Below are 20,625 nucleotides of genomic sequence, written 5' to 3'. Positions count from 1 at the left end.
GGTGCCTGTCTCTAGGCTGACGGCAAAAAGCGAGTGCACTGCGGACTGCACCGGATAGCAGGAGGAATCATGGCAGCAGGCGACACGGTCATCACCGTCATCGGAAACTTGACGGCTGACCCCGAGCTTCGATTCACGCCCGCGGGTGCGGCCGTCGCGAACTTCACTGTCGCGTCGACTCCCCGTGTGTTCGACCGTAATACCAATGAATGGAAAGACGGCGAAGCGCTCTTCATGCGCTGCAACATCTGGCGCGAAGCTGCGGAGAATGTCGCCGAGAGCCTGACCCGCGGCTCTCGAGTGATCGTGAGCGGACGACTCAAGCAGCGCTCCTACGAAACCCGCGAGGGTGAGAAGCGCACGGTCGTCGAGCTCGAGGTCGAAGAGGTCGGCCCCTCCCTGAAGTACGCGACCGCGAAGATCGCCAAGACCACCCGCGGTGGTGGCGGCGGCGGAGGATTCTCCGGCGGTGGCAATCAGGGCGGCGGTGGCGGCCAGAGCCAGGGCGGCTATTCCGGTGGAGGCAGTGGCGGAGGTCGTGGCGGCCAGAGTGCCGGCGACGACCCGTGGGGCAGTGCGCCCGCGGCCGGCTCCTTCGGGGGCGGGCAGCAGATGGACGATGAACCGCCGTTCTAGAACGGCCCGCGTAGGGAGTTGAGCTGCGTCAGCCGCTCCCCGAAAGTACTGGAGAAAGACCATGGGCAAAGCACCGGCACGCGAGAAGGTGCTGAAGAAGAAGGCTTGCGCATTCTGCAAGGAAGCTAAGTCCGGCGCCGTCAACATCGACTACAAGGACACCGCGCTGCTGCGCAAGTACGTGTCCGATCGCGGCAAGATCCGCGCTCGTCGTGTGACCGGCAACTGCGTGCAGCACCAGCGCGACGTTGCCGTGGCCGTCAAGAACTCCCGTGAGGTGGCGCTGCTGCCTTACGTGTCCACCGCTCGCTAGAAGGGAAACCACAGCAATGAAGTTGATTCTGACTGCTGATGTGGATCACCTCGGTGCGCCTGGCGACACCGTGGAGGTCAAGGACGGTTACGGCCGTAACTTCCTGCTGCCCCGTGGCCTGGCGATCGTAGCCACCCGCGGCGCCGAGAAGCAGGTCGCCGGCATCCGTCGTGCCCAGGACGCGCGCAAGGTGCGCGATCTGGATCACGCCAACGAGCTGAAGCAGGCCATCGAGGGCCTGACCGGTGTGGCGCTGTCGGTCAAGACCGCCGGCACCGGCAAGCTGTTCGGTTCGGTCACCGCCGCCGACGTCGCCGCCGCCATCAAGGCCGCGGGCGGCCCGGTGGTCGACAAGCGCAGCATCGAGCTGCCGAAGGCTCACATCAAGAGCACCGGCAAGCACGGCGTCAAGGTGCACCTGCACCCGGACGTGGCTGCCAAGTTCGACCTGCAGGTCAACGCCGCCGAATAAGTTCGGCGCTGTCGGAGGCCATCCCCCGGGGATGGCCTCCGATTCTGTTTGTCCGGGGCCCGTGGTCCCGGGCTGTGGAGTAATCGGGATACCGACCGGCCTTGTTGTGCGGCATGTCACCCGCCGGGGAAACACTGTTCACCCAACACGCCCGAAGGTTGCCGTCCAGCGACACGCCGCACCGGTTTGATCCACAGTTGCGAACATCGAGAAATCGGATGCTACCTGGGGATTCACCCACCACACCGATTGTTGTCCCCAGTTCATCCACAGGGGGTGCACAACGGTTGGTGAACAACACCCACTTTATCCACAGCTGTATGCACAGATCCGTTTGGTGGAGCCGGTAGCTTCGCTTAGGTTCGCATCATTGTCGTGGATCACGCGTTCGGAACCTGTCGGTGCGCAGGCGTAGAACAGGGATGTCCGATCCGTGCCGCAGGAGAGAGGACGGTCGAGCCGGATGGCAGTCATCGATGATCGCGGCCACGACGATCAGGGACCGTCGGAGTATCGCGAGGCGCCCGGCGAGGACTTCGGCCGCCAGCCCCCGCACGACATGGCCGCCGAGCAATCGGTGCTGGGCGGCATGCTGCTGTCCAAGGACGCCATCGCCGACGTCATCGAGGTCATTCGCCCCGGCGACTTCTACCGCCCCGCGCACCAGGCCGTCTACGACGCCATCCTGGACCTCTACGGCCGCGGCGAACCCGCCGACCCCGTCACCGTCTCCGCGACCCTCGACCGCCGCGGCGAGCTCAAACGCATCGGCGGCCCCCCGTACCTGGTGACCCTGACCCAAACGGTCCCCACCGCCGCCAACGCCGGCTACTACGCCGAGATCGTCGCCGAGAAGGCGATCCTGCGCCGCCTGGTCGAGGCCGGCACCCGGATCGTCCAGTACGGCTACGCCGGCGCCGACGGCCAGGACGTGGCCGAGGTGGTCGACCGCGCCCAGGCCGAGCTCTACGAGGTCACCGAACGCCGCTCGAGCGAGGACTTCCTCCCCCTCGAGGAGCTCCTGCAGCCCACGATGGACGAGATCGACTCGATCGCGAGCCGCGGCGGCATCTCCCTCGGCGTACCAACGGGTTTCACCGAGCTGGACGAACTGACCAACGGCCTGCACGCGGGCCAGATGATCATCGTCGCGGCGCGGCCCGGCGTTGGTAAATCCACTTTGGGAATGGATTTCATGCGCAGCTGCTCCATCAAGCATGGAATGGCGAGCGTTATCTTCTCCTTGGAAATGAGCCGCACGGAAATCGTCATGCGTCTGCTCTCGGCCGAGGCGAAGATCAAGCTCGGGGACATGCGGTCGGGGCGGATGAGTGACGACGACTGGACTCGGCTGGCTCGGCGGATGAGCGAGATCAGTGAAGCGCCTTTGTTCGTGGATGATTCGCCCAACCTGACCATGATGGAAATTCGGGCGAAGGCCCGGCGGCTCAAGCAGCGGCATGATTTGCGGCTTATTGTCGTGGACTACCTGCAGCTTATGAGTTCGGGCAAAAAGGTCGAATCTCGTCAGCAGGAAGTTTCGGACTTTTCACGTAGTCTCAAGCTGATGGCCAAGGAGCTCGAGGTTCCGGTTATCGCGATTTCGCAGCTCAACCGTGGTCCGGAGCAGCGGACCGATAAGCGACCTATGGTGTCTGATTTGCGTGAATCGGGAAGTTTGGAACAAGATGCCGATATGGTTATTTTGTTACATAGGCCCGATGCTTTCGAGCGGGATGACCCGCGCGGTGGCGAAGCGGACCTTATTGTTGGTAAGCATCGAAATGGTCCTACCGCCACGATTACCGTTGCGCATCAGCTGCATTTGAGCAGGTTCGTGGATATGGCCCGGGGCTGATATCCAGCGAGTTACCATCGGCTGATGGATTCGCATTTTTCGTTTTACGGAATCAGCGAGCAATTCAGGACAATTGACCTTTCCAGGACGGGAAGCTTCCCGCTGACCACCCGGATTCTGCGCGCCGACAACGGGAGCGAGATATCGGTCGGTGAAGTTCTGCGTTCCGACGAGCAACCCCTCGTCTGGTCGATCGACGCCGACATGAGGGTGGTCGCCGCACCGCTCCTGCATGTCTTCCACAGCGGTCGTTGCGAAGTATTCGGACTGCGGCTGGCCTCGGGCCGGGAAATCGAGGTGACCGGCAGCCACCCGTTCCTGACGGTAGACGGTTGGGTACCGCTGTCCGCACTGGTGGCCGGCTCGCGGATCGCGATCCCGCGCCGGATCCCAGCGCCCGTTCAGGTCGGGTCGATGCCGGATCCCGAGATCATCCTGCTGGCGCACATGATCGGTGACGGGTCCTGTGTGAAGAAGCAGCCGATCCGGTACGCAAGCATCGACGAAGCGAACCTGTCGGCGGTGGCGAGCGCCGCGAAACACTTCGGCATCACCGCGATTCGCGATGAGTACGCCGCCGCCAGGGTGACGACCCTCCGCCTGCCCGCGCCGTATCGTTTGGCTCGCGGGCGCCGCAACCCGATCGCGATGTGGCTCGATGAACTCGGGCTGTTCGGACTTCGCAGCTACGAAAAGTTCGTTCCCGAGCGCGTTTTCGGACTCGGCGATGAAGGAATCGCACTCTTTCTGCGGCATCTGTGGGCCACGGACGGTTCCGTCCGCTGGGACGCGAAGGGACGACAGGCTCGGGTCTACTACGCATCCACGAGTCGGCGGCTCATCGATGATGTCACGCAGTTGCTCACCCGGCTGGGTATCCACGGTCGCATCAAGCAGTTTCAGAAGCCTGGCTATCGGCCTTGCTGGCACCTCTCGATCGACGGCGGTGACAATCAAACCCTGTTCCTCCGAGACGTCGGGGTACACGGCGCCCGGGGTGTCGCCGCCCGGGCCGCGCTCGCCGAGCTCGAACCCATGACGCGCAACACGAACGTCGACACCGTCCCCAAGGAGATCTGGAACAGAGTTCAGGAGATTCTTGCCGGCCGGGGCATCGCGCACCGCGATTTCCAGGCGGCGACCGGCTCCACCTACCGCGGTCCGGCAATGTGGCGATGTTCCCCGAGCCGCAGCCGAATGGCGCGGGTCGCAGCGGTTTTGGACGACCCCGGCCTCGCCATGCTGGCGACCAGCGACATCTTCTGGGATCGGGTCGTCGAGATCACGAGCCGGGGCGAACAGGACGTCTACGGCGGCCTGGTGCCGAACACCTACAACTTCGTGGCGCAGGGGATCTCGGTGCACAACCCGTTTCGGTGGATCCGCGGCGCGGGGCCGGAGCCTGTAGCGGTCTGAACCCCGGGGCGAGGGTGGCCCGGGAGGGCGAATCGCCGGGGTGGGGAACGTTCGGTGGATCGGGGACCGGCCTGGTTAGAGTCCGGAGCAGGTGTGTGGGCTCGTGCCGTTCGGTCGTTTCATCCGATTGGGGAGCGCTATGTCGGCGGGTGATCGGGCCGCGCCCGGCGGGGCGGGGCGGGCGGCGGTCGAGCGGGGTGAGCGGCTGACCCGGCGCGGGGTCGAGATGGTGCGGCGGGCCGCGCGGGCGGACGGGGCCTACGAGTCCGGGTTGACGGCGTTGATGCGGGCCACGGTCGCGAACTTCGCCACCGACGCGGCTATCGCGGTGGCGCTGGCCAATACGTTGTTCTTCGCGAGCCCGGCGACGCAGTCGCGGGTCAACGTCGCGCTGTATCTGTTGATGACGGTCGCGCCGTTCGCGGTCATCGCGCCGGTGATCGGGCCGCTGCTGGACCGGTTGCAGCACGGCAGGCGGATCGCGCTGGCGGCGACGTTCGCGCTGCGGGTGCTGATCGCGGTCGGGTTGATCTTCAGTCTGAACGGCTGGGCGCTGTATCCGCTGGCGCTGGGGTCGATGGTGCTGAGCAAGTCGTTCTCGGTGCTGAAGAGCGCTGTGACGCCGCGGGTGTTGCCGCCGGGGATTGATCTGGTGCGCACCAACTCGCGGTTGACGGTGTTCGGTCTGGTGGGCGGGTCGATCGTGGCGGGCGGGATCGCGGCGGCGGCCGCGTTCGTGTTCCATTCCACGGGCGCGCTGGTGGTCGCGGCGCTGCTCGCGGCGGCGGGCGCGTATCTGAGCCTGCGGATCCCGCCGTGGGTGGAGGTCACCGAGGGCGAGGTGCCGGCGACCCTGGGGTACCGGGGAACCGCACCGGGGCAGGGGGATCCCACCGACCCGGCCGACACGGCACCGGCGTCCGGCCCCGTGGCATCCGGTGCTGCCGATCCCGCGGCACCCGATCGACAGCACCCAGGCCGCCTGTCGCTCCACGCCCGGCAACCCTTGGGCCGCACGGTGATCGCGGCCCTGTGGGCGAACTGCGCGATCCGGGTCCTGACCGGTTTCCTGACGTTCTATATCGCCTTCGTGGCCAAGTCGAGTGACGAATCGGCGATGCGGCAGGCGCTCATGCTGGCGGCCGCCGGTGCGGCGGCGGGCGTCGGCAACTTCGGCGGCAACTTCACCGGCGCCCGGTTGCGGCTGGGCCGGCCGGCCGCGATCATCCTGTCCTGCACGGGCGCCTGCCTGGCGATCACCATCGTCGCGGCGATCCAGAACGGTCTGGTGGGTGCGGTGCTGGCGACCCTGGTCGCGTCGGCGTCCACCGCGCTGGCGAAGGTGTCGCTGGACGCCTCGATCCAGGACGATCTGCCCCCGGAGTCCATCGCGTCGGCGTTCGGCCGGACCGAGACGGTCCTGCAGTTGGCGTGGGTGCTCGGTGGCGCGCTGGGTGTGCTGCTGCCCACGGTCTATCGCACCGGTTTCACCGTCGTGGCGGTGATCATCGGGGTCGCGCTGCTGCAGTCGGTGCTCAGTTACCGCGGCCATTCCCTGCTTCCCCGTTTCGGCGGTTCCCGCCCGCAGCGTCCGAAAGCGCGGGTGCACTAGCGATTCGCCGTCCGGCGGACCGGTACCACGGGGTGAGGCGGGGTGGTACCGCGGTCCGATGTGGCTGTGCGAGAGCGATTTCTAGTGTCGGGCCATGCGATTGCGGGCTGTTGGTATGTCGATCTGTGTGGCGTCGATGCTGCTGGTGGGGTGTGCGGCCGGGGACGGCGAGGCACCGGCCGGGGCCGAGGTAGTCCGGGAGGATCTGGCGGGTTTGGTGCGGGACGGGGCGGTGGGCGCGATCGCCACGGTGACCGCGGGCGACACGACCACCGTGCTGACCGCGGGTGTGGCGGATCGAACTGTGGGAGCGCCGATTCCCGTCGATCCGGCGCAGCATGTGCGGATCGGGAGTATCACCAAGACGTTCACGGCGGCGCTGATCCTGGGGTTGGCCGCCGAGGGGCGGGTGGATCTCGACAGGCCGGTCGAGGCTTATCTGCCGGGGTTGCTGGCCGGGGCGGGTGCGGCCGGTGGCGAGATCACGGTGCGTCAGTTGCTGGGTCATCGCAGCGGGCTAGTGGATCCGGCGATGTCGCCGGAGGTGGACGAGTACGAGGCGGCGCGCGCCGGCCGCACGATCACGCCCGGGCAGGCGGTCGCGTGGGTGGTCCGGGAGCCGACGGGGCTGGCTCCGGGTGCCCGGTTCGAGTACGCCAATATCAACTATCTCGTGGCCGGGATGCTGGTCGAGGCGGTGACGGGCCGTCGTTACACCGAGGAGTTGCGCGATCGGATCCTGGTCCCCCTCGGGTTGTCCGGCACGTATCTGCCCGATACGGGTGAGACCGATCTACGGGCGCCGCATCCGACGGGGTACACGACCCTCGATGGCACGGTGACCGATACGACGCGGATAGAGCCGTCGCTGCCGTGGGCGTCGGGCGCGATGGTCAGCACCGGCGCGGATCTGAATCGGTTCTTCGCCGCGCTGCTGGCCGGCCGCGTGGTGCCGGAGTCACTGCTGCGGGAGATGCTCGACGGGGTCGATATGGGTGGCGACAGCGGTTTTCGCTACGGGCTGGGTGTGTCCACCCTGCGCCTGCCCTGCGGAACGGATTTCGTGGGCAATGTCGGTGGCGTGCGCGGGTTCACCACGTTCTCGGGCACAACGGCGGCCGGCCGGTCGGTGACGGTCGCGTTCACCGGTACGCCGTCGTCGACCGATATTCCGGGGGTGCTGACGCGCGCGCTGTGCGGGTGAGGCCGGCGCCGTTCAGCGGCCGCGGAGCATGCGGCCGGCGGCGTCGACGGCGGGGCCCGAGCTGCCGGCGTCGTCGATGAAGACGGCGAAGGCTAGGTCGCCGGCGATGCCGACGAACCAGCCGTGGGCGTGGGTGTCGTCGATGAACTCGGCGGTGCCGGTCTTGCCGAGGAGGCCGGGGATGTCGGCGAGCTGGGTGGCGGTGCCGCCGGTGACGGTTTCGCGCATCATGGTGCGGATCTGGTCGGCGATGCCGGCGGGCAGGGGTTCGGCGGGGCGGTCGGGGGTGCCGGGTTCGCCCTGCACCAGTACGGGTTCGGGCGGTGTGCCGTGGGCGATGGCGGCGGCCATGAGTGCCATGCCGAAGGGGGTGGCGGTGACCTTGCCCTGGCCGATGCCTTCCTCGACGCGCAACGCGGGGGTGTCGGCGGTGGGGACCTTGCCGGTGACGGTGGTCAGGGCCGGGGTGAGGTAGTCCAGGCCGAGGCCGAGCTGGGCGGCGGCGTGGGTGAGGGCGTCCGGTGGGAGGTTGACCGCGAGTCGTCCCATGGTGGTGTTGCAGGAGCGCGCGAAGGCGGTGTGCAGCGGGACGCTGCCGAGGTCGAAGTTGTTGTCGTTGGGGATCTGCCGTCCCTCGATGTTATCGGTGCCGGGGCAGGGCAGGACGGTGTCGGGGGTGACGGCTCCGGCCTGCAGGGCGGCGGAGACGGTGACGGTCTTGAAGGTGGAGCCCGGCGGGTAGAGGCCGGTGAGCGCGATGGGCCCCTGGGCGTCGGCGGCGGCGTTCTGGGCGAGGGCGAGCATGTTCCCGGTGGAGGGTTGCATGGCGACGATGACCGCGGGCCGGTCGATGGGGGTCAGGCGTTTTCGGCGGCGCGCTGCTGCGCCGGGTCGAGGGTGGTGCGAATGTCGTTGGCGGGCTTGGCGTCCGGTCCGCCGACGCGCTGGGTGCCGTCGGCGCCGCGGGCGCGCACGGCCCAGCCGGCGGCGGCGTCCACGTCGTTCTGCCACTGTTCGGCCAGGCCGGACCAGATCGGCGAGGACAGGGCGCGGTCGGTGACCAGGAGCCGATTCTGCGGTGCGAGTGTGACGTTCGGCAGGGCGGCGAGGGCGTCGCGGATGGGTGCGATGTCGGATTCGCGCAGCAGGACCGCGGTGATCGGTTTGCCCTGTGCCCCGGCGAGTTCGGTGTCCAGCGACGCGGCGGTGATGGTGGGGGCGGCGGTGCGCAGCAGGGCGGCGACGGCGGCGGTGTCCGCGCCGGGCGCGAGGTTGACCAGGGTGACGGTCTGCTGGGTCATGAATTCGCCGCCGGCGCTGTCGAGTACGCGGGGTGCGGGGCTGGGGTCGACACGGCTGTAGGACAGCGGCCCGATGTCGAGGCCGGGTGCGAGAGTGGCGGGGTTCCAGCGCACTCGCCAGCCGTCGTCGGTGTCGTCGAGGTCGCCGGTGGTGCGGTAGGTCCACTGGTTCTTACCGCCGTCGCCGAGTTTCCAGGTGGCGTCGAGGGTGAAGGCACCGTCGTCGGTGATGTCGCCGAGGGTGAAGTCGACGTCCTTGCCGAGGGCGTCGTAGAGCTGGCCGAGGGTGGCGGTGGCCTGTTTCTCGTCGGTGGTGGCGCGGGCGGCGGCGCCGAGGTCGTCGGCGTCGAGTGCGTCGGTGAAGGTGGCGGCCGCGTCGCGCATGCGGTCGGCGGTGGAGTCGCCGCAGGAGCACAGCGTCAGGGCGAGCCCCGATGCGACGAACATTCCGAGCAGTCTCGTACCTGTGCGCATCGTCCCGACGGTACCCGCGTCCCGCCGGTGCGGGCCGGAGCCACATGCGGTGCGAGCATTGGAGTCACGCGGGCCGAGAGTACCCGGGAGACCGGATCGGCCGCGAAACACGCGGGGTGGATCGGACCGGGAGATTAGGGTCGCGGGGGTGAGATTCGAGGTGCGGGTCGATGTGCCGGGCGCGGTGGAGATTGTCCGGGCGGCAGTCGGATTCGGCTGGCGGTGGGGCGCCCCGGATATTCGGCGTTTCGCCGCGGTCGCGGGCTGGAGTGGACCCGAGACGGTGGGCACCCTGCGCCAGGGCCCGCTGTTCGCGCGGACCGGGCTCGGCGTGTGGGCGGATTCGGCCATGTTCTGGGGCAGTGTGCGCGGGCTGGCGTACGTGCGGGTGACGGTGTCGGATTGCCCGGGGCCGGGCGGGGATTCGCTGGCGGCGGCGCTGGCGCGGGTGCGGGCCCGGTTCGTGGAGCTGTGGGGCGAGCCGGCCGAGCAGAGCGCGGGTGCGGACGAGGGCGTGGCCTGGGTGTTCCCGAATGTGGTTGTCGGCCTGACGACCTCGGCGGACTGCGTGGATCTGCTGCTGGTGAATCCGGTGGAGCAGCGGTATTGGATGGATCGGCGGCACGAGGGCGCGCGCCGCCGCGCGGCGCTGGGTGGCTGGGGCAGGCTGACCGCGGATCTGACGGCGCTGGTGGATACGCTCCCGGCGGACGCGCACGTGGTGCTGAGCGCGGCGGGCGGGCGGTACGTGCAGCTCACCAACACCGACGGCGAGCTATCCGCGGAGTTGAGCCGCAGCGAGTTCATCGATCCGACGTGGCGGTACGGCGCGGAGGTGGAGCAGACCCTGCGCGCCCGGGGCTGGTCGGCGGGTGCGGAATCGAACTGGTCCTGCCGGATGTCGCGGCTGGCGGGCCGAACGGCGATGAGCGGGTTCGTGATTCGGGCGGTGGAGGCGCTGCGCGCGCTGGGGGTGGCGGCCGTCACCGATCTGGTCGCGGACGGCTGGGTGGAGGGCGAGGCGGATATCGACATCTCCGGGCTCGGGGTCGCCCCGCATCCCACGGCCCGTACGCAGCGCGCGGAGTTCCTGCGCGAGCACGCGGTGGCGAGTTTCGACGCGGGCCCGCTGCGCGTGGATGTGCCCGGCGGTCTCGAAATCGCGAAGGCCGCACGGGACTTCGAGTGGACCTGGACCCGCGCCGATGTGCCGGCCTTCGCGGAGCGGGCGGGCTGGGCGCTGCGGCCGGACGAGGCGCGGCCCCGGCTGGTGCCGGCGCACACGACGCTGCGGGTGGAGCAGGAGCGCGCGCTGTTCAGTTTCGACGGCGATCGCCTGGAGTCGGTGTGCGTAACCCTCAGCGACAGTATCGAATCCGCGCTGTACGACGAGGGCTTGCCCGCCGAGGTGAGCGAGCAGCTGGCGGCGGCGTTCACCCGCGCGGCGGACGGCTTCCGCGGTGATCTCGGGACGCCGGTGCACGGCACGCTGTGGCGGACCCCGGGCCCGGTGTGGATGTCGGAGCGGCTGTCGGTGGGCGTGGTGGCCGGTACCGACACGGTGGATCTGTACCTGGTCAATCCGGCCGAGCGGGATCGCCGCCTGGTGCTGGAGCAGCAGCAGACCGCCCGCCGTGCCACCGAGCGCGAGTGGCGGCAGTTCTTCGACGACCTGACCGCCATCGTGGCCGAGTTGCCGCCGGGTGGCGCGGCCGCGGTCGACGCGGGCGATCGCGGATCCGTGCATTTCAGTCGCGGCCCGGAATCGCTGCGGGTGTACCTCGATGCCGAGGCGGGCGCGGGCCTGCATCCGCGCGTCACCGAGCTCATGCGCGCGAACGGCTGGCAGCGACCAGAGGTGACGACGGCGGTGTGGCGGCACAGCCTGCACGATCCGGTGCTGTTCCGCGATTTCCGGCACTTCGTGGAGTTCGCGCTGTGGCCGTTGCGGACCCGGCTGGCCGCGCACACGCTGCTGCTGGTCAGCGCGGACGGCGCGGATCGGCCGGTGCGGACCCCCTCGATCGGGGCGACCGAGCGCTGAGCGCCGCGTTAGAGTCGAGTGATGATCGAGGCCGAGGACGTCGGCATCACCCGCGCGGCCTATGACGAAGTGGCCGAGCTGTATACGGGGATGTTCCGGGATCACCTGCTCACCAGCGTGTACGACCGTGCCGTGCTCGAGGTGTTCACCGAGGCGGTACGCGAGAGCGAGCACGCGGGGGCCCCGGTGGCCGAAGTCGGGTGCGGCCCGGGCCGAATCACGAATCACCTGCACCGCGCGGGCCTGGACGTCTTCGGTCTGGACCTGTCCCCGGAGATGATTCGCCTGGCCCGGATCGAGTATCCCGGGCTGCGTTTCGAGGTCGGTTCGATGGAGCGGCTGGACCTGCCGGACGCGGCGCTGGGCGCGATCGTGGCCTGGTACTCCATCATTCATCTGCCGCCCGCGCGGGTGCCCGCGGTGCTCACCGAGCTGGCGCGGGTGCTGCGCCCGGGCGGGCACGCGCTGTTCGCGTTCCAGGCGGCCGACGGGGTGACGGGTGTGCAGCCCTACGACCATCGGGTGACCACGTCGTATCGCTGGGCGCCGGACACCCTGGCGGTGGCGCTCCAGGACGCCGGGTTCGCGGTGACCGCGCGGATTCAGCGGGTGGCGCGCCCGGACGAGCGCACGCCGCAGGGGTATCTGCTCGCGGTCAAGGGCGCGCCGGCGCCGGTGGGCTGAGCCGCCCCGCATTCCTGCCTATCGGGACATATCCCCCGCATTCGTGCCCGCGTGCGCTTACCGTCGGGCAGGAGCGAGAGCAGGGAGTTGTGGTGACGGACTGGGACGAAGAGGTCGATGTGCTGGTCGCCGGGTCGGGCGGCGGCCTGGCCGGGGCCTATACCGCGGCGCGCGAGGGCCTGTCGGTGCTGCTGGTGGAGGCCACCGAGAAGTTCGGCGGCACCACCTCCTATTCCAACGGCGGCGGCATGTGGTTCCCGGGTAATCCGGTGCTGCGCCGGGCGGGGGTGGACGAACCCGTCGAGGACGCGCTCGAGTACTTCCGCGCGGTGGTGGGCGATCGGACGCCGGCCGCGTTGCAGGAGGCGTTCGTGCGCGGCGGCGCGCGCGTCATCGAGTACCTGGAGCAGGACGAGAAGCTGTCGTTCCAGATGTTCCCGTGGCCGGACTACTACGGCAAAGCCCCCAAGGCCCGCCTCGACGGCAAGCGCCACATCGTCCCGACCCCGCTGCCGGCGGCCGAGCTGGGTGAGCTGAGCGCGTCGGTGCGCGGCCCGCTGGGCACCGACCGGCACGGCGAACCGCCGCCGGACCTGCTCATCGGCGGGCGCGCGCTGGTGGGCCGGTTCCTGCTGGCGCTGTCGGCGTATCCGGCGGCGGCGGTGCGCCTGAACACCGCGCTGGTGGAGCTGGTGCTCGAGGACGGCGCGGTCACCGGGGCGATCATCGAGCGCGACGGGGTGCGCAGCGCGGTGCGCGCGCGCCGGGGCGTGCTGCTGGCGGCGGGTGGTTTCGAGGGCAGCGACGCGCTGCGTGAACGCTTCGGCGTGCCCGGCCTGGCGCGAGACACCATGGGGCCGTGGGGAAATCTGGGCCGGGCGCACGAGGCGGGCATCGCCGCGGGCGCGGATGTCGATCTGATGGATCAGGCGTGGTGGTCGCCGGGGCTGATCCATCCGGACGGGCGCGCGGCGTTCGCGCTGTGGTTCACCGGCGGCATCTTCGTGAATCGGCACGGGGAGCGGTTCGTCAACGAGTCCGCGCCCTACGACCGGCTGGGCCGGGAGATCATCGAGCATCTGGACGGCGGCGACGTGACCCTGCCGTACTGGATGATCTACGACGACGCGCACGGCCCGGTGCCACCGGTCAAGGCGAGCAACGTACCGATGGTGGCGACGGAAGAGTATGTGGCGGCCGGACTCTGGCACACCGCGGACACGCTGGAGGAGCTGGCGGAGCGGATCGGCGTGCCGGGCGCGGCGCTGGTGGCCACGGTGGAACGGTTCAACGCCATCGCGGACAAGGGCGTCGACCCGGATTTCGGGCGCGGGGACGAGGCCTACGATCGCGCGTTCTCCAAGGGCGCTCCCCCGCTCACCCCGATCGTGCGCGGTCCCTTCCACGCGGCCGCGTTCGGCATCTCCGATCTGGGCACCAAGGGCGGACTGCGCACCGACACCGCCGCGCGGGTGCTGACCTCTGCGGGCGCACCGATTCCCGGGCTGTACGCGGCCGGCAACACGATGGCCGCGGTCAGCGGCACCACCTATCCCGGCGGCGGCAATCCCATCGGGGCCTCGGTGCTGTTCAGTCATCTCGCGGCGCTGGACATGGCCGCGCGGTAGCGAGCTCACCGGCGCGCGCGGTCCGGCGCTCTACAGTCGAGCCATGAGCACCGGCGACCCGAAGTCCCCGCCCGCGCCGAGCCGGGCGCGCTACGACGTCGTGGTGGTGGGCGGCGGCCACAACGGCCTGGTCGCCGCCGCGTATCTGGCTCGGGCGGGACGATCGGTGGCGGTGCTGGAGCGCCAGGATCACGTCGGCGGCGCGGCGGTGTCCGCCAGGGTGTTCCCGGGTGTGGACGCGCGCCTGTCGCGCTATTCGTATCTGGTGAGCCTGCTGCCGGACACGATCGTGCGGGACCTGGGGTTACGTTTCGAGACGCGGCGCCGGCGCATCTCGTCCTATACCCCGGTCGGCGCGGGCGGGCTGCTGGTGGACAACGGCTCGGAGTCCGACACCCGGGAGAGTTTTCGCCGGGTCACCGGGTCGGACCGCGATTTCCGGGCCTGGCGCGAGTTCTACGGCCGCACCGGGGAATTGGCGCGCCGGGTGTTCCCGACGCTGACCGAGCCGCTGCCGACCCGGGACGAATTGCGCGGCGTCGTCGGTGATTCCGCGCTGTGGGACGCGATCTTCGAACGGCCACTGGGTGAGTGGGTGGAGCGCGAGTTCGCCGACGACACCGTGCGCGGGGTGGTGCTGACCGACGCCCTGATCGGGACCTTCACCCACGCGCACGATCCGTCGCTGCTGCAGAACCGCTGCTTTCTCTATCACGTGATCGGCGGCGGCACCGGCGACTGGGATGTGCCGATCGGCGGCATGGGTGCGCTGACCGACGCGCTCGCGGCGGCCGCCCGCGCCGCCGGGGCCGAGCTGATCACCGGGTGCACCGTGACCGGTATCGAGACCGGCGGCGGCACAGCGGATGTGGCGTTCGAGCGCGCGGACGGCCGGGCGGGCGCGGTGGGCGCGGGGCGGGTGCTGGTGAACGCCGCGCCGTTCGAGCTGGCCCGGCTGCTCGGCGAGCGGGCCGAACGGCCGGAGGGCGCCCAGCTCAAGATCAATATGCTGCTGCGCCGGTTGCCCCGGCTGCGGGACACCGCGGTCGATCCGGCCGCGGCGTTCGCCGGGACGTTCCATATCGCCGAGTCGTATTCCCAGCTCGACCACGCCTACCGCGAGGCCGCCGCCGGGCGGCTGCCCGGCGCCCCGCCCTCGGAGATCTACTGCCACACCCTGACCGATCCCGGCATCCTGTCCCCCGAGCTCGCCGCCCAGGGCGCGCACACCCTCACCCTGTTCGGATTACACGTTCCCGCACGCCTTTTCGCCGCCGATCCGGCGGGTGCGAAGGCAGCACTGCTGGAATCCACACTCGCGCAACTGGACTCGGTGCTGGCCGAGCCCATTCGCGACTGCCTGGCCTCGGACGCGGACGGCAACCCCTGCCTCGAGGCCAGGTCCCCGCTCGATCTCGAGGACGACATCGCCCTGCCCGGCGGGCACATCTTCCACGGTGATCTCGATTTCCCCTATCGCACAGGCGATTCCGACACCGCCGCCGCGCGCTGGGGCGTGGCCACCGCGCACCCGGAGATCCTGCTGTGCGGCGCGGGCGCGGTGCGCGGCGGCGGGGTGAGCGGGATCGGCGGCCACAACGCCGCCATGGCGGTCCTGGAGGGCCGCGACCGCTAGGAGGTGCGGCGGCCGTCGCCCGCCTGGTGGCCCATGATGTCGGTGCAGCACCGGATGAAGTACCGCACGATGGGATCCGCCTCGGAGGCGTCCGGCCAGACCAGGGCGACCCGGGTCTGGGCGATGCCGTGCACCGGCCGGAAGACCACGCCCGGAAAGGGATTGGCGCGCGCGGTGGAGGCGGGGGTGAAGCTCACGCCGTAGTCGTCGGCGATCGCGCGCAGCCATTCCTCGGTGTTGCGGGCGATGGCGCCGATGATGGCGGTGTCCGCGGGCCGCGCGTCCAGGCCCATCCAGTAGTCGCGCCACCACCCGGTTTCCGCGGGCGAGGCCACGTACGGCTCGTCCCAGAGTTCGCGGAAGGCGATGTCCTCGCGTTCGGCCAGGGGATGGCTGTGCGGCAGCGCGATCCAGCGCGGCTCGGTGAACAGTTCGCGCACGTGATACCCGTCCTGCCCCGGGAACGGTAGTCGCAGCAGGGCCACGTCCACGTCGCCCTCGTCGAGGCCGGCGGTGGGATCGGTCCAGCCGCCCTGGTGGATGTCGATCTGCCAGTCCGGGTGCAGGCGGTGGAAGACCTGGATGATCTCGGGGATGTGGCTGTCGGCGGCGCTGTTGACGCAGCCCAGGCGCAGCACCCGGGCCGCGCGGCTGGCGTCGCTCTTGGTGTCGCGCAGGATGCGATCCCAGACCGCGAGCAGGCTCGGAACCTGTGCTGCCAGCACTTTTCCGGCGGCGGTCAGGGTCCATCCGGCACGGGATCGGATGAAGAGTTCGACGCCCATCTGCTGTTCGAGCTGTTTGATCTGGGTGGCCAGGGCCGGTTGGGCGACGTGCAGACGCTGCGCGGCGCGCGGCAGGCTCTCGGTCTCCGCGACCGCCAGGAAGTAACGCAGCAGTCGCGTGTCGATATCCATGCCACTCAGGTTATGGAGACGGCAACCGTTAGGCATACCCCGGCCGCGACCGCGGGAACCGCGCCGGATGCTATTGGCGGTTCTGACCCGCCGGTCGGTACTGGCACATCGCCCATTAGAGACGACCCGGGCGTGCGCGCACGGCGGAATGGCGACAGTGGGATACGCGCCACGATGGATCCGCGTCGAATGCGCGCTAGGGTGAAATTTGCCAAGAATTTGCCAATCCGTCCGCGATCGGAAGGAGGCGCGCGTGCACCCCCCGGAGCCCGATAACCATCCCCCGCATCCGGCACGGCATCGGCGCGCCACCGGTGCGCAGGCGTCCCGGCGGCTGTACGGCATCACCCGCCGCGCCACCGATTCCATGGACCGCTGGCTGCGCCGGGTCAGCGTGGTCCCGCCGGACGCGCCCGAGGACGCCCCGCCGCCGGAGGAGCCGCCGGTCTCGGGCGATCTGCTCGATCTGCTGCGGCACATCGGCGTCGCGCTCATCGCCTCCGGTGAGACGACCAATCAGGTGCAGGTCATTCTCGACGATCTCGCGCACCGCTACGACGCCGAAGAGGTGCACTTCTTCGTGCTGCCGACCGGAATCTTCGTGCGCGTGCACGATTCCCGCGGCACCGCGGTGGACCTGCTCGAAGCCGGCGTGGACTCTTTGCGACTGGATCAGATCGGGCGGCTCTACCGGCTCATCGACAAGGTGAAGCGGACGGTGCCGCCGCCGGTGCAGGCCACCGCCGACCTCGAGGAGATCCTGCGATCCCCGCCCCCGACCGCGGTGTGGCTGCAGCTGCTGGGCAACGTGGTGCTGACCATCGGTCTCGGGCTCATGCTCAATCCGACGGCCAACGCCCTGGGCGGCTACATCGTCATCGGCCTGGTGGTGCAGCTGCTGATCATGGCCGCCGAGCGGATGCCGCTGCTGTCCACCGGGTTGCCGGTGGTCGCGGGCGGCGCGGTCACCCTGCTGTCCTTCGGTTTTCCGCACGCGCTCGGCGGCGGGAATCCCCAGCAGTTGCTGGTGCCCGGGGTCGCCTCGCTGCTGCCGGGCTCGACCCTCACCAACGGTTCCATCGAATTGGCGTCGGGGTCGATGGTGGCCGGGGCCAGTCGCACCATTTACGGCCTGAACAAATTGGTGCTGCTGGCATTCGGGGTGTTCATCGGTCTGCAATTGCTGGGCCCGCAATCCCCGGCGGGTCCGGAACACCTGCGCCAATTGGGCTGGTGGGCGCCCATTCTCGGGGTGCTGCTGATCGGATTCGGCCATTCCTGGCGCTCGAGCGCACCCCCGAAATCCCTGCCCTGGCTGCTGGTCGTGCTCTACGCCGCGTTCGCGGCGCAGAAGCTCGGGGTGCTGATCGGCGGCGGCCTGCTCGGGTCGTTCCTGGGCGGTCTGGTGGCGGTCCCGGCCGCGTATCTGGTGCAGCGCAACCGCAATGCCCCGCCCACGCAGGTGGCGTTCCTGCCCGCGTTCTGGATGCTGGTGCCCGGCGGCATCGGGCTCACCGGGGTGTCGGAGCTGGTGGCGCAGTCCAACGCGGACGGGCTGCACGTGCTGGTCACCACCACCCTGACGGTGCTGGCGATCGCGCTGGGCGTCATCGTCGGTTCGGGTGTCGCGACCAAGAAGCCGCCGCGCATCACGCCCATGGTCGATCAACTGCTCGGCCCGGACACCGGCAGGCACGTGGCGGGCAGGCCGGTCGATCCGCCGGCCGCCGACCGCGCCGACCCCTGACGTATGCCCGGTCCCCACCCACCGAGGCGATAGTCACACAGCGGACGAAACAGACACGCCGGACGGTCGCCCCGACCCGGGGACGTCCCTGGACGGGCGCGCGACGGGTTACGGTAACCACCGTGCCGGTAGATGGTCAGACCCCCTGCCACACGCCCAGACGAACCGACCATGGGACCGCAGACGTTCCCACGATCCGAAAGCGCCCATAGGACATGCGAGTCGACGGACGGGAAATTCCTGTCTCCGGCAGCCTGCTGCAGCCGCGGATCCGGCGCACCAGCGACATACTGCGCGTGGTGCTGTCCGCGCTCCTGGTCGCGCTCGTCATCACGGGCTCGCTCATCACGCGCCCGCAGTGGGAGGACCTGGAGAGCTCGGTCTCCAACATCGTCGGCTTCCTGACCCCCGAGCAGTCCAACCTCGTCTACATCCTCTACGGCATCGCGATTCTGGCGCTGCCCTTCGCGATCCTGGTGCGCCTGATCTGGGGCGGGCACTGGAAACTGCTGGGCGGCTTCCTGTCCGCGGGCCTGATCGCGGTGCTGCTGTTCTCCATCACCGGGGCCGGATTCAAGGCCCCGCGCTGGCATCTGTCCGAACCCGAACAGGTCAACACCTTCCTGTCGCAGTTCCTGGACGACCCGCGCTGGATCGCGATGCTCGCCGCCACCCTGACCGTCGCGAGCCCGTGGCTGCCGACCAGATGGAGACGCTGGTGGTGGACGCTGCTGCTGGCCTTCGTGCCCATCCACCTGGTGGTCAGCCTCGTGGTCCCGGCCCGCGCCCTGCTCGGACTCTCGGTCGGCTGGCTCGTCGGCGCGGTCATCGTGCTGGTGGTCGGCACTCCCGCACTGGAGGTTCCGCTCGACGCGGCCGCGAGATTGCTGGCCCAGCGCGGTTTCCGGGTCACCGCATTCCAGGTGGTGCGCCCCGCCGGGCGCGGGCCGCTGGTACTGGCCGCCAAGACCGACGCCGATCCGCTGATCATCGAGATGTACGGGCAGAACCAGCGCAGCCGCAGCGCGCTACGGCAACTGCGGTGGTGGCTGACCATTCGCAGCAGCGAGTATCCGTCCCTGTTCGCCTCCATGCGCAGAGCCGTGGAACATCGCGCGCTCATGGGCATCGCGCTCGGCGATCTCGGACTCGGCAGCAACAAGCCGCTCACGGTGGCGGCGGTGGACCGCGGCTGGATGTTGTACGCGCACACCGAACCACAGGGCCACCCGCTCACCGCCGACGACGGGGAGACAGCGCTCACCGCGGTGTGGCAGGCGCTGGACAAGATGCACAAGGCCCAGATCTCGCACGGTGATCTCAGAGCCGAGGACATTCGCATCCTCGAGGACGGGCAGGTGCGATTCGGCGGGTTCATGCAGTCCGAGTTCGGGGCGTACGAGGTGCGTTTCCAATCCGACGTGGCACAGCTGCTGCTCACCGGCTCGGCCCTGTTCGGCACCGAGACCTCCGTGCGCACGGCCATCGCGGCCCTGGGCACCCAGCGCGTCCTGAGCGCCTCGCGCCGGCTCACCAAAACCGCCATCCCCGAACTGGTTCGCAAGTCGGTCCACGAACCGGGCGCGCTCATGAAGAGCACCCGCGAAGAGGTGGCCAAGCAGACCGGCCAGGACAAGATCCAGGCCGCGCAGATCACGCGGTTCTCCCGCAATCAATTCATTCAGCTCGTGTTGCTCATCGGCCTGGTGTACGTGGCGTATCCGTACATCAGCGCGGTGCCGGGCTTCTTCTCGGAACTGAGTTCGGCCAACTGGTGGTGGGCGCTGCTGGGGCTGACGGTCTCGGCGCTGACCTATGTCGGCGCGGCGATGGCGTTGTGGGCGTGCGCCTCCGAGGCGGTGAAGTTCCGCAATCTGCTGCTCATGCAGATCGCCAACACCTTCGCCGCGACCACCACCCCCGCGGGCGTCGGCGGGCTCGCGCTGAGTGTGCGCTTCCTGCAGAAGGGCGGGCTCGGCGCGGTGCGGGCCACCGCGGCGGTCGCGCTGCAGCAGACGATCCAGGTCGTGACGCACGTGGCGCTGCTGCTGTTCTTCTCCGTGGCCGCGGGCGTGTCGACGGACCTGTCGCATTTCGTGCCCAACGCCACCGTGCTGTACCTGGTGGCCGGCGCGGTGCTCGGACTGGTCGGCGCGACCATGCTGATTCCGAAGATGCGGCGCTGGCTGCTCAACGAGGTGCGCCCGCAGATCGCCGACGTGGTGGTCCAGCTCAAGGATCTGGGCAGGCGCCCCGGCCGGTTGGCCATGATCGTCGGCGGCTGCGCCACCACCACCCTGGGCATGGCGCTGGCGCTGTGGGCGAGCATCGAAGCCTTCGGCGGCAGTACGACTTTCGTGACCGTCACCATCGTCACCATGATCGGCGGCACGCTCGCCTCGGCCGCGCCGACCCCCGGCGGCGTCGGCGCGGTGGAGGCCGCCCTCATCGGCGGTCTGGCCGCCTTCGGCCTGCCCGCCACCATCGCGGTCCCCGCGGTGCTGCTCTACCGGGTGCTGACCTGCTGGCTGCCGGTGTTCTGCGGCTGGCCCATCATGCGCTGGCTCACGGCCAAGGACATGATCTGACCCGAATCGCGGCCCGATCGCGGCTGCCGGGGAATCGGATCCACCCTTGATAGCCTGCATTTCAGATCTTGCTCGTCTGTAGTACTTCCGCCTTT

At 69.5% G+C, this 20,625-nt stretch carries 14 protein-coding genes and 1 pseudogene; 13 read left to right on the top strand and 2 right to left on the bottom strand.

The features are described from left to right. Nucleotides 1–69 precede the first annotated feature (69 nt). The 7 genes from ACWIGI_RS04440 (at nt 70) to ACWIGI_RS04410 (ending at nt 7,511) form a co-directional block, all read left to right on the top strand. Nucleotides 70–636 carry a single-stranded DNA-binding protein gene (locus ACWIGI_RS04440; protein WP_454200926.1) on the top strand — a complete coding sequence of 189 codons (567 nt, stop codon included), beginning with the start codon at nt 70–72 and terminating at the stop codon, nt 634–636. Between the two features lie 61 nt (nt 637–697). Next, on the top strand, nt 698–949 hold the full coding sequence (gene rpsR, locus ACWIGI_RS04435) for a 30S ribosomal protein S18 (RefSeq protein ID WP_454200925.1): 252 nt from the start codon (nt 698–700) through the stop codon (nt 947–949). 16 nt (nt 950–965) lie between these two features. Then, on the top strand, nt 966–1,421 hold the full coding sequence (gene rplI, locus ACWIGI_RS04430; RefSeq protein WP_454200924.1) for a 50S ribosomal protein L9: 456 nt from the start codon (nt 966–968) through the stop codon (nt 1,419–1,421). A 463-nt stretch (nt 1,422–1,884) separates the two neighbouring features. Then, a complete protein-coding gene (dnaB, locus tag ACWIGI_RS04425) occupies nt 1,885–3,279 on the top strand; it encodes a replicative DNA helicase (protein ID WP_354984950.1) in 1,395 nt (464 codons plus the stop codon). A gap of 24 nt (nt 3,280–3,303) precedes the next feature. Next, a complete protein-coding gene (locus ACWIGI_RS04420) occupies nt 3,304–4,695 on the top strand; it encodes an LAGLIDADG family homing endonuclease (RefSeq protein WP_454200923.1) in 1,392 nt (463 codons plus the stop codon). Nucleotides 4,696–4,834: 139 nt separating this feature from the next. Further along, nucleotides 4,835–6,307, top strand: a complete 1,473-nt coding sequence (locus tag ACWIGI_RS04415) for an MFS transporter (protein ID WP_454200922.1) — start codon at nt 4,835–4,837, stop codon at nt 6,305–6,307. A 94-nt stretch (nt 6,308–6,401) separates the two neighbouring features. After that, nucleotides 6,402–7,511 carry a serine hydrolase domain-containing protein gene (locus ACWIGI_RS04410; RefSeq protein ID WP_454200921.1) on the top strand — a complete coding sequence of 370 codons (1,110 nt, stop codon included), beginning with the start codon at nt 6,402–6,404 and terminating at the stop codon, nt 7,509–7,511. A gap of 12 nt (nt 7,512–7,523) precedes the next feature. Here the strand turns inward: ACWIGI_RS04410 and ACWIGI_RS04405 are convergent. After that, nucleotides 7,524–9,286, bottom strand: a pseudogene (locus tag ACWIGI_RS04405) (penicillin-binding transpeptidase domain-containing protein). A 148-nt stretch (nt 9,287–9,434) separates the two neighbouring features. Here ACWIGI_RS04405 and ACWIGI_RS04400 point away from each other — a divergent pair. The 4 genes from ACWIGI_RS04400 (at nt 9,435) to ACWIGI_RS04385 (ending at nt 15,278) form a co-directional block, all read left to right on the top strand. Then, entirely contained in the window at nt 9,435–11,330 is a 1,896-nt protein-coding gene (locus ACWIGI_RS04400; protein WP_454200920.1) for a DUF6301 family protein, read from the top strand. Between the two features lie 21 nt (nt 11,331–11,351). After that, nucleotides 11,352–12,014, top strand: a complete 663-nt coding sequence (locus ACWIGI_RS04395; RefSeq protein ID WP_454200919.1) for a class I SAM-dependent methyltransferase — start codon at nt 11,352–11,354, stop codon at nt 12,012–12,014. A 92-nt stretch (nt 12,015–12,106) separates the two neighbouring features. After that, on the top strand, nt 12,107–13,642 hold the full coding sequence (locus ACWIGI_RS04390) for an FAD-binding protein (protein ID WP_454200918.1): 1,536 nt from the start codon (nt 12,107–12,109) through the stop codon (nt 13,640–13,642). A gap of 43 nt (nt 13,643–13,685) precedes the next feature. Next, nucleotides 13,686–15,278, top strand: coding sequence for a phytoene desaturase family protein (locus ACWIGI_RS04385; protein ID WP_454200917.1), 1,593 nt, complete (start codon nt 13,686–13,688; stop codon nt 15,276–15,278). Here the strand turns inward: ACWIGI_RS04385 and ACWIGI_RS04380 are convergent. Beyond that, nucleotides 15,275–16,195, bottom strand: a complete 921-nt coding sequence (locus tag ACWIGI_RS04380) for a LysR family transcriptional regulator (RefSeq protein ID WP_454200916.1) — start codon at nt 16,193–16,195, stop codon at nt 15,275–15,277. The two genes, ACWIGI_RS04385 and ACWIGI_RS04380, sit on opposite strands and share 4 nt — an antisense overlap. Nucleotides 16,196–16,448: 253 nt before the next feature. Between ACWIGI_RS04380 and ACWIGI_RS04375 the strand changes: the two genes are divergently transcribed. Then, on the top strand, nt 16,449–17,942 hold the full coding sequence (locus ACWIGI_RS04375; RefSeq protein ID WP_454200915.1) for a threonine/serine ThrE exporter family protein: 1,494 nt from the start codon (nt 16,449–16,451) through the stop codon (nt 17,940–17,942). A 215-nt stretch (nt 17,943–18,157) separates the two neighbouring features. Next, a complete protein-coding gene (locus tag ACWIGI_RS04370; protein ID WP_454200914.1) occupies nt 18,158–20,530 on the top strand; it encodes a lysylphosphatidylglycerol synthase transmembrane domain-containing protein in 2,373 nt (790 codons plus the stop codon). Nucleotides 20,531–20,625 lie beyond the last annotated feature (95 nt).

Source organism: Nocardia sp. NPDC055321 (assembly GCF_053645575.1).
The sequence above is the reverse complement of the archived record's forward strand: the minus strand, read 5'-3'. Positions and strand labels throughout refer to the sequence as shown.